Source organism: Curtobacterium sp. MCSS17_008 (assembly GCF_003234185.1).
Taxonomy (GTDB): Bacteria; Actinomycetota; Actinomycetes; order Actinomycetales; family Microbacteriaceae; genus Curtobacterium.
The window spans coordinates 15,659-30,659 of sequence record NZ_QKSM01000001.1 but is presented as its reverse complement, the minus strand read 5'-3'; the positions used below and the strand labels follow the sequence as shown (position 1 = coordinate 30,659).

Annotated in this window: 9 protein-coding genes and 1 pseudogene; 1 reads left to right on the top strand and 9 read right to left on the bottom strand. The window is 72.9% G+C overall.

Annotation, left to right across the window (positions count from 1 at the left end; genetic code table 11):
- Positions 1–5: 5 nt before the first annotated feature.
- The 3 genes from DEJ23_RS00125 to DEJ23_RS00115 form a co-directional block, all read right to left on the bottom strand.
- On the bottom strand, positions 6–653 hold the full coding sequence (locus DEJ23_RS00125; protein WP_111238269.1) for a DUF1990 family protein: 648 nt from the start codon (positions 651–653) through the stop codon (positions 6–8).
- 91 nt (positions 654–744) lie between these two features.
- A complete protein-coding gene (gene lepA / locus DEJ23_RS00120; protein ID WP_111238268.1) occupies positions 745–2,592 on the bottom strand; it encodes a translation elongation factor 4 in 1,848 nt (615 codons plus the stop codon).
- Between the two features lie 214 nt (positions 2,593–2,806).
- Positions 2,807–3,973: a pyridoxal phosphate-dependent aminotransferase gene (locus DEJ23_RS00115; RefSeq protein ID WP_111238687.1), complete on the bottom strand. Its 1,167-nt coding sequence runs from the start codon at positions 3,971–3,973 to the stop codon at positions 2,807–2,809.
- Between the two features lie 237 nt (positions 3,974–4,210).
- Between DEJ23_RS00115 and rpsT the strand changes: the two genes are divergently transcribed.
- Positions 4,211–4,471 (top strand): 30S ribosomal protein S20, encoded by a 261-nt coding sequence (gene rpsT, locus DEJ23_RS00110; protein ID WP_111238267.1) that lies wholly within the window; start codon positions 4,211–4,213, stop codon positions 4,469–4,471.
- Positions 4,472–4,624: 153 nt separating this feature from the next.
- Here rpsT and holA read toward each other — a convergent pair whose 3' ends face one another.
- From holA to cydD, 6 genes and pseudogenes are all read right to left on the bottom strand, one after another.
- Positions 4,625–5,644 (bottom strand): DNA polymerase III subunit delta, encoded by a 1,020-nt coding sequence (holA, locus tag DEJ23_RS00105; protein WP_111238266.1) that lies wholly within the window; start codon positions 5,642–5,644, stop codon positions 4,625–4,627.
- A gap of 628 nt (positions 5,645–6,272) precedes the next feature.
- A pseudogene (locus DEJ23_RS16050) lies at positions 6,273–7,328 on the bottom strand (ComEC/Rec2 family competence protein); the annotation flags it as partial.
- A 706-nt stretch (positions 7,329–8,034) separates the two neighbouring features.
- Complete coding sequence (locus DEJ23_RS00090) at positions 8,035–8,877, bottom strand: ComEA family DNA-binding protein (RefSeq protein ID WP_111238265.1); 843 nt, start codon at positions 8,875–8,877, stop codon at positions 8,035–8,037.
- Positions 8,878–8,972: 95 nt separating this feature from the next.
- Complete coding sequence (leuS, locus tag DEJ23_RS00085; RefSeq protein WP_111238686.1) at positions 8,973–11,534, bottom strand: leucine--tRNA ligase; 2,562 nt, start codon at positions 11,532–11,534, stop codon at positions 8,973–8,975.
- A gap of 90 nt (positions 11,535–11,624) precedes the next feature.
- Positions 11,625–13,313, bottom strand: coding sequence for a thiol reductant ABC exporter subunit CydC (gene cydC / locus DEJ23_RS00080; protein WP_111238264.1), 1,689 nt, complete (start codon positions 13,311–13,313; stop codon positions 11,625–11,627).
- Positions 13,310–14,992 carry a thiol reductant ABC exporter subunit CydD gene (cydD, locus tag DEJ23_RS00075; protein ID WP_111238263.1) on the bottom strand — a complete coding sequence of 561 codons (1,683 nt, stop codon included), beginning with the start codon at positions 14,990–14,992 and terminating at the stop codon, positions 13,310–13,312. The genes cydC and cydD overlap by 4 nt, the downstream gene beginning before the upstream one ends.
- Positions 14,993–15,001 lie beyond the last annotated feature (9 nt).

The following is a 15,001-nucleotide window of genomic DNA, read 5'->3' as shown; positions in this document are numbered from 1 at the left end:
CTCGGTCAGTCGCCGCGTAGCGCCGTCAGGTACCTCGCCGCCATCACGCGCTGCTGGCGCCGGAGGAGCGGCGCCACGAACGCCCACTTCCGGCTCGCCGGCTGCGAGAACTGGCGCACCTGCAGCCACACCGAGCCGTCGCTCGTGCGCTCGACCACGAACGACTCCTCACCCGAGAGCGGGTGTCCCTCGAGCGTGCCGTACGCGAAGCCCTTGCGATCGGTCTCGTCGATGATCGACACCACGCGGACCGGGGCGTGCACCGTCTGCCCGAAGGCGTGCATCTCGAGCGTCGCCGTGGTGCCCGCGGTGAGCAGCGGCGTGCCGTCGGCAGCGAACTTCTCGACGCGCGGCGTCCCGATCGACGCGGGAGCGATCGGCACGCCGTGCTCGTCGAACGTCACCGGGTTGTACCGGACCTCGTCGTCGTCGGGCTGGTCCTCGACGCGGACGCGGATGCCGCTGCGCTCCTGGATCTGCCAGGTGAGGGCCTGCGTGACCGCGGTCTCGAACCGTTGGTCGCCGTGGCCGATGCGCGCACGCGACTCCGCCGGGCTGAAGCCCTCGGGCGGGTAGGTCATGAGGTCCGCCGCCTGGGTCGCACCGACGGCGCCGTAGGTCAGGGCGGTCCGGTACGTGCCGCGGGAACTCATGCGGCCCATCGTACCGGCGGCGCCGGCCGCGCCGTGCCGAGCACCGCCGGCGGACCGACGACAGCGCCCCGCTCGGTGCGGGGCGCTGCTGCTACTTCTTCTTCTCCTCGACGTCACCCGAGAGCGCCGCGATGAAGGCCTCCTGCGGGACCTCGACCCGACCCACCATCTTCATGCGCTTCTTGCCCTCCTTCTGCTTCTCGAGGAGCTTGCGCTTGCGGGTGATGTCACCGCCGTAGCACTTCGCGAGGACGTCCTTGCGCATCGCGCGGATGTTCTCGCGCGCGATGATGCGGGCGCCGATCGCTGCCTGGATCGGGACCTCGAACTGCTGGCGCGGGATGAGCTTGCGCAGCCGCTCCGCCATCATCGTGCCGTAGGCGTAGGCCTTGTCGCGGTGCACGATCGCACTGAACGCGTCGACCTGGTCCCCCTGCAGCAGGATGTCGACCTTCACCAGGTCGGCCGCCTGGTCGCCCATCGGCTCGTAGTCGAGGCTCGCGTACCCCTGCGTCTTGCTCTTCAGCTGGTCGAAGAAGTCGAAGACGATCTCGCCGAGCGGAATCTGGTACCGCAGCTCGACGCGGTCCTCACCCAGGTACTCCATCCCGAGGAGCGACCCGCGACGTGACTGGCAGAGCTCCATGATCGCGCCGACGTAGTCCTTCGGCGCGAGGATGGCCGCGCGGACCATCGGCTCACGGACCTCGACGATGCGTCCGGTCGGGAACTCGGACGGGTTCGTCACCTGCACGGTGGCGTTGTCCTCGGTCGTGACGTCGTAGACGACGCTCGGCGCGGTCGTGATGAGGTCGAGACCGAACTCACGCGAGAGCCGCTCCGTGATGATCTCGAGGTGCAGCAGGCCGAGGAAGCCGCACCGGAAGCCGAAGCCGAGTGCGACGGAGGTCTCGGGCTCGTACACGAGCGCCGCGTCCGACAGCTTGAGCTTGTCGAGCGCCTCGCGCAGGTCGGGGTAGTCGGAGCCGTCGATCGGGTACAGGCCCGAGAACACCATGGGCTTGGGGTCCGTGTAGCCGGGGAGGGCGTCGGTCGCGGGCTTCTGCGCGTTCGTGACCGTGTCGCCGACCTTCGACTGCCGGACGTCCTTCACGCCGGTGATGAGGTACCCGACCTCGCCGACGCTGAGGCCCTTCGTGGGCTTCGGCTCCGGCGACGACACCCCGATCTCGAGGATCTCGTGCGTCGTCTTCGTCGACATCATCTGGACCTTATCGCGCGGCTTGATGGTGCCGTCCACCATCCGCACGTAGGTCACGACGCCGCGGTAGCTGTCGTACACCGAGTCGAAGATCATCGCGCGGGGCTCGGCGTCGACCCGGCCGACCGGTGCGGGCACGGTCCGGACCACGCGGTCGAGGAGCTCCGGGACACCGACGCCCGTCTTGCCGGACACCCGGAGCACGTCGTCGGGTGATCCGCCGATGAGCTGCGCGAGCTCGGCCGCGTACTTCTCCGGCTCGGCCGCGGGCAGGTCGATCTTGTTGAGGACCGGGATGATCTCGAGGTCGTTCTCGAGCGCCAGGTAGAGGTTCGCGAGCGTCTGCGCCTCGATGCCCTGTGCCGCGTCCACGAGCAGGATCGCGCCCTCGCACGCGGCGAGGGACCGGGAGACCTCGTACGAGAAGTCGACGTGCCCGGGGGTGTCGATCATGTTGAGCGCGAAGGTCTCACCCTCGAGCTCCCACGGCATGCGCACCGCCTGGGACTTGATCGTGATGCCACGCTCGCGCTCGATGTCCATGCGGTCGAGGTACTGCGCACGCATCGCCCGCTCCTCGACGATGCCGGTGATCTGCAGCATGCGGTCGGCCAGCGTGGACTTGCCGTGGTCGATGTGCGCGATGATGCAGAAGTTGCGGATCGCCTCGGCCGGGGTCGCGGCGGGCTCGAGCGGCGCGGATGCTTGTGGGCTCACGGTTCCTCAGGGGTCGGGACGGTCGAACGATTGTCCCACGCCCGCGCATGGGCGGCGCGCACCGCGCGCCGCCCTGTGGAGACGGCACCGGCCGTGACCCCCTGTGCAGGGCGGACGGCAGGCGCGGGCTGCACCGGCACCGCGCCTCCCCCATCGGCACGGCCGGCGCGCCGTCGCCGCGTCGGCCCGGAACCGGCGGCGTGGGCCCGCTGCGTCAGACGGTCACGGTCACGGGTGCGGGCAGCGCGCCCAGACCGCGGCGCAGGTCGTCCGGGGTGGCGGCGAGGCAGACGCGGATCCACCCCTCTCCCGATCGGCCGAACGCGCTGCCGGGCGCGACGGCGACGTGCTCGCGGTGCAGGAGGGCGAGCGCCCACCCGGCGACGTCGCCCTGCGTGGCGTGCGACACGTCCACCCACAGGTAGAAGGCGCCGCGCGGGTCGAGGTAGCGGATGCCCGCGGCGTCGAGGACCCCCTTCGCGACCGCGAGGTTCGCGCGGTAGTGCTCCCGGGCGTCCTGCACCGCCTGGTGGTCGCCGACGATCGCCGCGAGGGCCGCCCACTGGTCGGGTTCGGCGACACAGCTGATCATCGCCTCCTGCACGGTGCGCATCGTCGGCCCGAGGCCCTTCGGCGTCACGAGGTAGCCGACACGGACGCCCGTCATCGCGTACGTCTTGCTCAACGAGAACGCGGTGAAGACCCGGTCGTCCTCGTCGAGCGAGGCGATGCTCACGTGCCGGGTGCCGTACGTGAAGTACTCGTAGACCTCGTCGCTGATGACCCAGAGGTCGTGCCGCTTCGCCAACGCGAGGAGTGCACGGAGGGTGTCCTCACCGAACACCGAACCGAGCGGGTTCGACGGGGAGTTCACCACGATCGCACGGGTGTGCTCGGTGATGCTCGCCTCGAGCGCCTCGAGGTCCGGCTCGAAGCCGTGCTGCGGCTCGAGCCGGTACGGCACCGGGGACGCCCCGATGATGTGCGCGTTCATCGTGAAGGTCGTGTAGCCGGGATCGGGCACCAGGACCTCGTCACCGGGACCGAGCACGAGGTTCATCGCCTGGAACAGCGCCTGCGTCGCACCGATCGTGAGCCAGACCTGCTCGAGGTCGACGTCGATGCGGTTCTCGCGGAGGAGCTTGTCGCGGATCGCCGTCCGGAGCGGCGCGATCCCGCCGTTCGGCGTGTAGTCGGTGCGGTCCTCGCTCCACGCCCGGCGGGCGGCCTCGCCGATGTGCGGTGCGACGGGGACGTCCGGCTCGCCGATGACGAGCATCGCGACGTCGGTGCCGTCTGCCCGCAGCAGGGCGGCCTGCTCGAACACACGGCGGATGCCGGATGCGGGGACGGTGTCGATTCGTGGCGCGAGGGAGGGCACGGAGGTCACCGTAGCCGTTCCGTGTTGCGGCGTGGTTGCGGGGCCGAACCACCCCACCGGCCCCGATCGCGCGGCACGTGCGGCGGCGCGTCGGTGCGTTGTCGGTGCGGGCTCGTGCTGGTAATGTTGGTGGCTGGCTTCCGCGTTCCCCGCCCACGGGTGGAACGCGATGCGACCGAGGGCCCCTCTACCCAGAGGTCGCGACCACCCGTAGACGACGAACAAGGAGCAACACGCATGGCGAACATCAAGTCGCAGATGAAGCGCATCAAGACCAACCTCAAGGCCCAGGAGCGCAACAAGGCCTACCGCTCGGAGCTCAAGACGGTCATCCGTCACACGAACGAGGCCGTTGCCGCCGGCGACAAGGACAAGGCCACCGCGGCGCTGGCCCTCGCGTCGAAGAAGCTCGACAAGGCCGTGAGCAAGGGCGTCATCCACAAGAACCAGGCGGCGAACCGCAAGTCGGCCATCGCCAAGAAGGTCTCCGCGCTCTGAGTCGCTGACCACTGACGAGAGCCCCGCACCGTTGGTGCGGGGCTCTCGTCGTTCGTGGGGTGCGCTGTTGGCCGCAGGGCGGCCGGCGGCCGAGTGCGCAGCGCGCAGCGCGGCCGAGTGCACAGCGGGTACGGACGGGAGGCGCGACCCGCGTCAGCGGTCCTCGCCGCGTCGGGCGATGGTCCTGACCATCACCTCGAGCGCGTAGTGCGCGTCGCGCGAGCCGCCCTTCACCGCGGTGTCCGCCGCAGCGATGCTCGTGATCGCGTTGGCGAGTCCGGCTTCGCTCCAGCCCGCGACGTCGCGCTGCGCCCGCTGCACCTGCCACGGTGCCATGCCCAGCGCCGACGCCGCCTGCCCGCTCGGGCCGCGGAAGGCACTCACCTTCGCCATCGTGCGGATCTTGCTCGCGAACGCTGCGACGATCGGCACCGGGGCCTCGCCGGTCGCCAGCGCGTGGCGGAGCTCGACGATCGCCGGCGCCGACCGTCCCGCGAGCGCGATGTCGGCGACCTTGAACGCGTTCGTCTCGACGCGCCCGCCGTGGTACTTGTCGACGACGCGGTCGGTGATCTCCTCGGCCTCGTCCGCGAGCAGCTGTCGGCACGCGGCGGCGAGCTCGGCCAGGTCGTCGGAGAACGCCGCGACGAGCGTCCGGACCGCCGACGGTGCGATCTTCCGCCTGGCCGCCCGGAACTCGGCGTTCACGAAGTCGATCTTGTCGGTGTCGCGCTTGAGCTCGTCGCACTGCACCTCGACGCCGCCGCCGACCCCGCTCCGGATCGTGTCGAGGAGCTTCTTGCCCCGGACACCGCCGCCGTGCCGCAGCACGAGCGTGACGTCGTCCGCCGGTGCCTGCAGGTAGGTGATGGTCTCGGTGATGAAGGCGTCCGTGCACTTCTCGACGTTCGTGACACGGACCAGCCGCGGCTCGCCGAACAGCGACGGGCTCGCGAGCGTCGCGAGGAGCCCGGGCGCGTACTGGTCGGCTTCGAGGTCGTGCACCTCGAGCGCCGGGTCCTCGCCCACGAGCAGGTCGCGGAGGACGCTGCTCGCCCGGTCCGCCAGGAACGACTCTGGGCCGGTGATGAGCACGACCGGTGCGGGCCGGACGCCGGACCACGGCACCTGGTCGATCTTGGCGGCGGCGCGCGTGGGCTTCTTGGCGGGCATGCGTTCCTTCCGTCGGCGCCGGGGCGAGCGGGTCCGGGCCTGGTCCGATCCTACGGGCCAGCGCCGACGGTCCCGCCGTCGCGCGCTCGGTCCACACGTGCAGCGCTCCCCCGCGTTCCCTCGACACGACGATCGTGCCCTGCGTGTCCGTCCGGAACGCCGTCGTGCCGGCCGCGTGCAGCATCTCGAGTGCAGACCGCGTGGGGTGGCCGTAGGTGTTGCCGGCGCCGACCCCGATGAGCCCGACCGGTGCGCCGAGCTGCCGGTAGAGCGCCGGGTCCTGGTCGGCGGAGCCGTGGTGCGCGACCTTGACCACCTCAGGGTGTGCCTCGACGAGCGGGCGCAGGTGGCGCTGCGCACGCTCCCCGAGGTCGCCGAGGAACACCCCGGACACGCACGCGCCGCAGGACGGGTCCGCCGTGGTCTCGAGCACCACGCTCGCGTCGTTCCCCGAGGCCGACGAACCGGCGAGCGGCCACACCACGCGCCAGCGCAGGGACCCGAGCGTGCCGGAGGTCCCGTCGTCGGCGGTGTGGACCTCGACGCCCGCCCGCTCGAGCACCTCGACCACGCGGTCGTCCTCGGGCCGGCCGGCGGGGCCGACGAGCGCCCGTGCGGCGCGGTCCGCCACCGCGTCCACCGCGCCGACGTGGTCGCGGTCGAAGTGCGTGAGCACGAGCAGGTCGATCCGAGCAACGTCGAGCAGGTCGAGGCACCGCAGGAGCAGTTCCTCGTCGTCCCCGGTGTCGATCAACGCGACCGGACCCGAGCCGTCGCGGACGAGGACCGCGTCGCCCTGACCGACGTCGCACGCAGCGACCGACCATGCGTCCGGTACCGTGCTCCGGACGACGAGCCGTGGGACGGCGACGACACCGAGCCCGAGCACGACGACCGCACCCGACGCGGCGAGCCACCGCCGGCGAGCGGTCCCGCGCGCGAGCACCGCCGCGGCCACGGTGCCGCTCACGACCGCGGCCGCCGCGGCACCGACGGCACCGGCGGGCCAGTCGAGGGAAGCCGCCGGCAGCGCGGCCACGCCGTGCGCGACGACTCCGATCGCCGCGGCCGGCACCCAGGCGACGTGGGCCACGACCGATGCTCCCCACGGCCACACCGGCGCGAGCAGGCACGCGGCGAGACCGGTGACGGTGACGACCGGGGCGAGCGGCTCGGTGAGCAGGTTCGCCGGGACCGCGTAGGTCGGCAGGGTCGGGGCGAGGACGACCGTGACGGGCCAGCAGGCGAGCTGCGCTGCGACCGGGACGGCCACGGCGGCCGCGACGGGCGTCCACAGCCGTCGCCCGAGGAGCTCGGTGGCCCTCGGGGCCAGGACGAGGATGCCCCCCGTCGCGAGCACGGACAGCGCGAACGCGGGCGCCCGCGCGTACCAGGGGACTGCGGTCAGCATGCCGAGCACCGTGAGCGCCAGGAGCGGGACCCCGCGCAGGGGCCGACCGGACAGTCGGACGAGCAGGACGACCACCGCCATGACGGCGGCACGGACGATCGAGGGGTCCGGGCGCACGAGCACCACGAAGGTGACGAGGAACCCGACGGCCCCGATCGCGCGGAGCAGCCGGGACAGCCCGAGCGCCCGCCCGACCGCCACCACCAGGGCGACGACGACCGCACAGTTCGACCCGGACACGGCGGTCAGGTGGGTCAGCCCGGTCGTCTCCATCGCTGCCTCGGTCGCCGGGTCGAGCCCGCTGCGGTCCCCGATCGCGAGCCCGCGCAGGAGCGCCCCGCCCGGTTCCGGCAGGTCGTCGGTGACCGCGACGAAGGCGCGGCGGACCCGGTCCGTCGCGGCGAGCAGCCCGGTCGGCGCTTCGGACGTCGGGGTGCCGCGGAGGAACACCACGGCAGCGGTCGGGGAGCCGTCGCCGTCCGTCTCGACCGTGGCGCGACCGACGAGCAGCGTGCCCGCCGCGGCGGACCACGGCGGCGTCCCGGACGTGGCGGGCACGACCCGCACCGGAACCCGGAGTCCGCCGTGACCGTCCAGTCGGCGCAGCGTGCCGGTGGTCGACCGGTCGGTGACGGTCAGGTCCCGGGTGAGCACGACCTCGACCGCGACCGTCCGACCGACCCGGTCGTCGAGCCCCTCGGGTGCCCGAACGGGTGCACGCACGCCGACCGAGAGCGCGACCAGGGTGCAGCACGCGGCGACCACCACCAGGGAGCCGAGCACCGCAGGCAGCGCCGTCGGCGCGCGGCGCGGCCGCACCGCGAGCAGGACGACGGCCACGACACCCGCGACCGCGGTGCTCGCGGCGCACCACCACGCGGCGTCGGGTGCACCCACGAGCAGGACGGCCTCGACCCACGCCACGGCGACGGGACCGGCCAGGCGCAGGTCCGCCGTGCTCGGCTGCAGTCCCACGGCGTCAGACCCGGACCCGGTCGCGCAGCTCGGCGAACCGCCCGTCCCCGATGCCGCTGACCTCGAGCAGGTCCTCGACCGACGAGAAGCCCCCGTGCTCCTCCCGCCACGCCAGGATGCGGGCCGCCAGTGCGGGTCCGATCCCGGGCAGCGTCTCGAGCGTCACCTGGTCGGCTGCGTTCAGATCGACGACGGAGTCGGCGCTGTCCGCGCCCGCAGCAGGAGACCCGGTTCCGGATCCGGCCGGCGACCCGCTCCCGGTCGCGCCACCGACGTCCGGGCCGAGCGCCTCGGGCACCTCCGGCTCGTCGACGCGCGGCACGTAGAGCCGTTCCCCGTCCACGACGGGACGCGCGAGGTTCAACCGCGCGAGGTCGGCGTCCGCCGTCGCTCCCCCGGCACGCTCCAGCACCGCGTCGACCCGGGTGCCGTCCGGCACGTCGACCACGCCGGCCCGCGCGACGGCCCCGAGCACGTACACCGCGACCACCGACGGCGACGACGAGGCCGAGGCCGACGCGCCCGGCCCGTCCGACGCGGCGCGTCCGTCGGCACCGTCCCGGGACCTGCCCGCAGCCGGCCCGGTCGCCGCGGCACCGGGCGTCCCGGCGACCGACGGCCCGCTCGTCACCGTCACGCCGCCGGAGGACCGAGCGCCGAGTGTGCCGACGGCGACGACCACGAGTGCGACCGTGACGACCACCGCGGCGAGCACCACGGCCGCCCGCGGTGTCAGCGCCCAGCGCGACCACCGGGGGTCGGGCTCCGGCGACGGGGACGACCGGTCCGACCGGGACGGACCGGGTGACGACGAGGAGGTGACGACCGGTGGTTCGACGTGGGACATGGCCGGAACGGTAGGTCGTGCCCGCGGACGACGAAGGCCCGGCGACTCCTCCTGTGGAGGAGCCCGCCGGGCCGGTCGGCTGAGGAGGAGTCTCCTCAGCCCTTGATCGCGATGTTCACGAGCTTCGGCGCCCGGACGATCACCTTCACGATCTCGCGGTCACCGATGTAGCGCTGCACGTTCGCCGAGGACCGCGCGAGTTGCTCGAGCTCGTCCGCCTCGATCGACTTCGAGACCTCGAAGGAGTCACGGACCTTGCCGTTCACCTGCACGACCGCCGTCAGCGTGTCCTGGACGAGCAGCGTCGGATCGGCCTTGCGCCACCCGTGCGTCGCGACGGTCGCCTCGTGGCCCAGCTTCTCCCACATCTCCTCGCCGGTGTACGGGGCGAAGACGCTCAGGCCGAGCGCGACGGTCTCGACCGCCTCGCGCACGGCTGGGTCGCCCGCGCCGGGACCGTTGTCGATGGCCTTGCGCGTGACGTTCACCAGGTCCATGAGCCGCGCGATGACGACGTTGAACTTGAACGCCTCCATGAGCCCCGGAGCGTCGGCGAGGAACCGGTGCGTCACCTGACGCAGCGCCCGGTCACCGTCGGCCCACACGGCGTCCTTCGGGCTCGTCACGTCGAGCGCCAGACGGTAGGCACGGGCCAGGAAGCGCGCCGACGCCGACGGCGACACGTCCTCCCAGTTGATGTCGTCCTCCGGCGGACCGGCGAAGCCCATCACGAGACGGATCGCGTCGACGCCGTTCGCGTCGAGCTCGTCGCCGAGCGAGACGCCGCCCTTCGACTTCGACATCTTCGAGCCGCCGGACAGCACCATGCCCTGGTTGAGCAGCGCCGAGAACGGCTCGGTGAAGTCGAGGTAGCCGAGGTCGAACAGGACCTTCGTGACGAAACGGGCGTAGAGCAGGTGCAGGATGGCGTGCTCGATGCCGCCGATGTACTGGTCGACCGGTGCCCACTTGCGCGCGGTCCCCGGGTCGAACGCCTGCGTGTCGTCGTTAGCGGACAGGAAGCGCAGGAAGTACCACGACGAGTCGACGAACGTGTCCATCGTGTCGGTGTCGCGCATCGCGGGCGAGCCGTCGACGGGGTTCGGCACGTTCACCCAGTCCGTCGCGCCGCCGAGGGGCGAGGTCCCCTTCGGCTTGAGGTCGAGTCCCTCGGTCGACGGCAGGGTGATCGGCAACTGGTCCTCGGGCACCGGGTACTCGGTGCCGTCCTCGCCGTGGATGATCGGGATCGGGGTGCCCCAGAAGCGCTGGCGCGAGATGAGCCAGTCGCGCAGGCGGTAGGTCTTCGCCGCCCGGCCCGTGCCACGCTCCTCGAGCAGCGAGATCGCCGCCGTGATCGCGTGCTGCTTCGACATGCCGTCGAGCGGACCCGAGTTGATCATCCGGCCCTGGCCGGTCAGGGCCTCACCGGTCGACACCGGGTCGAGCGCGGGCAGGTCCTCGAGGGTCGCGCCCTCGGGGATGACCGGGATCGCGCCGGTCACGGGTTGGTTCGTGTCGACGACGACCTTCACCGGCAGGTCGAACGCACGGGCGAAGTCGAGGTCGCGCTGGTCGTGCGCCGGCACGGCCATGACCGCGCCGTGGCCGTAGTCGGCGAGCACGTAGTCGGCGGCCCAGATCGGCAGGCGCTCCCCCGTCAGCGGGTGGATCGCGGAGCGGCCGAGCGGGACGCCGGTCTTCGGGCGGTCGGCGTTCTGGCGGTCGATCTCCGAGGTCTTCTGCGTCGCGGTCAGGTAGTCGGCGAAGGCCGAACGGACGGACTCGTCAGTCGACTCCACCAGCTCGGCCGCCAGGTCGGAGTCGGGTGCGACGACCAGGAACGTCACGCCGTGGATGGTGTCCGGTCGCGTCGTGAACACGGTGACCGGCTCGTCGCGGCCCTCGATGACGAAGTCGACGTCGGCGCCGACCGAGCGGCCGATCCAGTTGCGCTGCTGCGCGATGACCTTCGCCGGCCACCGACCCTCGAGCTGGTTGAGGTCGTCGAGCAGGCGGTCGGCGTACTTCGTGATCGCGAAGTACCACTGCGTCAGCTTCTTCTTGACGACGACCGCACCGGAGCGGTCGGACGTGCCGTCGGGCAGCACCTGCTCGTTCGCGAGCACGGTCTGGTCCACCGGGTCCCAGTTGACCCAGCTGTCCTTCCGGTACGCCAGGCCCTTCTCGTACATCTTGAGGAACAGCCACTGGTTCCACTTGTAGTACTCGGGGTCCGAGGTGTGGATCTCGGTCGTCCAGTCGAAGGACGGCGCGTACCGCTTGAACGAGGCCTTCTGCTGCTCGATGTTCGCGTACGTCCACTCCCGGGGGTCGACCCCGCGCTTGATCGCCGCGTTCTCGGCCGGCAGGCCGAAGGAGTCCCACCCGATGGGGTGCAGGACGTTGAAGCCCTGCTGCCGCCAGTACCGCGCCACGAAGTCGCCGAGCGCCCAGTTCTCGGCGTGCCCCATGTGCAGGTCGCCGGACGGGTAGGGGAACATCTCGAGGATGTACTTGCGCGGACGGTTGTCGTCGAGGTCCGTCGTGAAGAGCCCGAGTTCCTCCCAGCGGGGCTGCCACTTCTCCTGGATGCGGCGGAAGTCGTAGGCGTCGGCGTCAACGGCTGCGTGCTCGGTGGGGTGCTCGGTGGTCACGATCACCAAGGGTACAAGGCCTGGAGGCCCGTCCCGGCCCCGACGGCGGACCGCACCGCCGCCGCGTGGTGCGGTGGCGTCGGCCCCGGATCAGGCCGTCACGAGCCGTCCGTCCCGCATCCGGACCGTGCGGTCGACGAGGTCCGCCGGCACCGGCACGTGCGACACGACGAGGACGGTGCGCCCGACCTGACGCGCTGCCCCGACGAGGTCGCGCAGCACGGCGTCACCCAGGTCGGGATCGACGTCGGCGGTGGGCTCGTCGAGCACGAGCACGGGGAACGCGTGCAGGAGGGCGCGGGCGAGGGCGAGACGGTGCGCCTGCCCACCGGACAACAGCACGCCGCGTTCCCCCACGGGGGCGTCGAGCCCCCCACGGCGCTCGACCCACGCCCCGAGACCGACGCGATCGAGCACGTCGGTGAGCTCCTCGTCCGAGGCGGTGTCCCGGGCGAAGAGCAGGTTCTGGCGCACGGACCGGTCGAACACGAACGGGTCCTGCTCGACGAGCCCGACCCGGGCGCGGACCGCGTCCGGGTGGATCGTGCGCGCCTCCACCCCGTCGAGCGTGTAGGAGCCCTCGTGGTCGACGAACCGCACCAGGGCGTCCACGAGGGTCGACTTGCCGGCACCGCTCGGCCCCTCGAGCACGACGACCTCGCCGGGGAGCAGGTCGAGCGACACCCGGTCGACCGCCGGCGCCGACGCTCCCGGCCACCGCACGGTCAGGTCGCGGAGCGAGACGGTGACCGGACCGTCGACGACGAGGTCGACGGGATCGGCCGGCTGCTCGGGCTCGGGCACGATCCCGGACGGCGCGACGGCGGGGACCACCCGCTCCACGCGCTCCGCGGCCGCACGCACCCGGCGCAGGGTGAGGACCGCGAGCGGGACCCCGGCGACGACCTCGAAGAGCGCGAGCGGCACGAAGACCACGAGCGCCCACAGCGGCCCGTCGAGCGCCCCGGTCACGACCGCCGGCGCCCCGACCGCGAGCACCCCGACGACGGCTCCCCCACCGACCAGGCCGACGAGGGCCCCGACGAGCGACTCGACGGTGGCACGGCGACGGACGGCGCGGGTGACGCGGTCGTCGAGGGCGGCGATGGTCGCGAGGCGGTCGGACAGCGTGCCGTACGCGACGAAGACGTCGAGCGTCCGGACGGTGTCGAGCACGAGGTCGGCGACGCGCCCGCGCTCGGCCGCGGTCTCGCGGTCCGAGCGCCGGGCGACGGACAGGGTCGTGACGGTCCCGAGCAGCGCCGCCACGGCGAGGGCGACGACGAGCACGAGTGCCGCGGGCAACCACACGACCGCCACCGCGACGACAGAGAGCACGGCGACGGTCCCGGCGGACACGAGCGGCCCGACGACCCGGATGGGCAGGTCCTGCAGCCGGTCGGTGTCGGTGACGAGCCGTGTGAGCAGGTCGCCGCGTCCGGTCGAGCCCAGCCCGGCCGGCGCCACCGATGCGAGCCGCCGGTACATCTCGGTCCGCACCACGGCGAGCTGCCGGAAGGACGCGTCGTGCCCGGCGAGCCGGTCGACGTAGCGCAGGGCCGCGCGTCCGAGGGCGAAGGCGCGCACCCCGACCATGACGAGCGTCAGGTACAGGATCGGCGGCTGCTCGGCGGCCCGGGTGATGAGGTACCCGCTCGCGGCGAGGAGCGCCACGGCGCAGACGGCACTGAGCGTGCCGGCGGCCACCGCCTTCGCCCACCCGGCCCCGTGCGGCATCGCGAGCCGGAGGACGGACGACGGTCGTGCCTCCCGGCTCATGCCCGTGCCCCCTGCGGGTCGGTCACGGCGACGGAACCACCCGGCTGCACGTCGAAGCGGACGTCGGCCGCGGCGAGCACCGCTGGCCGGTGGCTCGCGACCACGACCACCGCCCCGTCCGCGGCGAGCGCCCGCACGGCGCGCACGACGATCTGCTCCGCGTCCGCGTCGAGCGCGGACGTCGGCTCGTCGAGCAGCACGAGCGGGGTCCGCGCCCGTCGGGCGCGGTAGAGGGCCCGTGCGACCGACACACGCTGCGCCTGGCCGCCGGACAGACCGCTCCCGCCGGACCCGATCGGGAGGCTCGGCTCGACCGGCAGACCGGCCTCGGCCAGGGCGCGGCGGACGTCGCCCTCGTCGGGTTCGGTGGTGAGGGCCACGTTCTCGGCGACCGTGCCGCGCACCAGGCGCGGCCGCTGGTCGGCCCACGTGACGCGCTCCTCACGGGTCGTCCCGGCCGGCCCGGGGACCGTGACGGTGCCGTCGTGGGGCAGGACGCCGCGGATCGCGGCGATCAGACTCGACTTGCCGGACCCGCTCGGTCCGGCGAGCGCGACGACGGTGCCCGGCGCGGCGCGGAGGTCGAACGGACCGATCACGACGTCCGGTCGGCGGACGACGAGTCCCTCGACGACCAGGTCCGCCGGAGCGGTGGTGACCGCGGCGGCCTCGCCTGCGGGGTCGCGTCGGGGGTCGCGGTCAAGCGACCCGGGCGCGCGGTCGTCGAGGACGTCGAGGACCGCGGCCGAGGCCTCGACGCCGTCCTGCGCGGCGTGGAAGTCGGCGCCGACCTGGCGGACGGGCGCGAACGCCTCCGGTGCCAGGACGAGGACGAACATCGCGACGCCGAGGCCGAGCGAGCCGTCGACGAGTCGCACGCCGATCGACACGGCGACGAGTGCGACGGACAGGCTCGCCGCGAGCTCGAGGGCGAAGCCGCTCACGAACGACAGGCGCAGGACCCCGATGGTGCCGCGCCGGTACTCGTCGGTCACCGTGCCGATGCGACCGACCTGGCGCCGGGCACGACCGAACGCCTTCAGGGTGGACAGGCCCTCGACCGCCTCGGTGAACGCGCCACCGAGCCGTGCGAGCGCGTCCGACTGCTTCCGCTGGAGGGCCTGGGTCGCGAGGCCGATGAGCACCATGAACACCGGGATGACCGGCATGGCGAACAGGATGACCAGCGCGCTGGTCAGGTCGGCGTACGCGATGGCGACGAGCAGCACCGGCGTCGCGACGGCCGTGAGCGCGAGCTGCGGCACGTACCGGCCGAAGTAGGCGTCGAGGGCGTCGAGACCCGGGCCGAGGGTCGTCGCGAAGCCGGCGGACGACCGCTCGGCGAGCCAGGACGGCCCGCGGTCCGCCGCCCGCGCGAGCACCGTGGTCCGCAGCTCGCTCTTGACGGTCGCCCCGGCCCGCGCCGCCAGGTCGTCGGTCGCCCACGCGGCGACCGCTCGGACCACGAACGCAGCGGCGAGGAGCGCGAGCGTCGGTGTGAGGGCCGCCGGCACCCGGCCGTCCGGGACGGCGTCGACGCCGAGGGTGACCGCGGCGGCGATCCCCCACGCGATACCGATCGTCGCGAGCGTGCGCACGAGTCCCGTCGCAGCGGACGCGACGACGGAACCGCGCGCGGCGCGGGAGAGGCGGAGCAGACGCGGGTCGAGCGGCTTCACCCCGGGCCG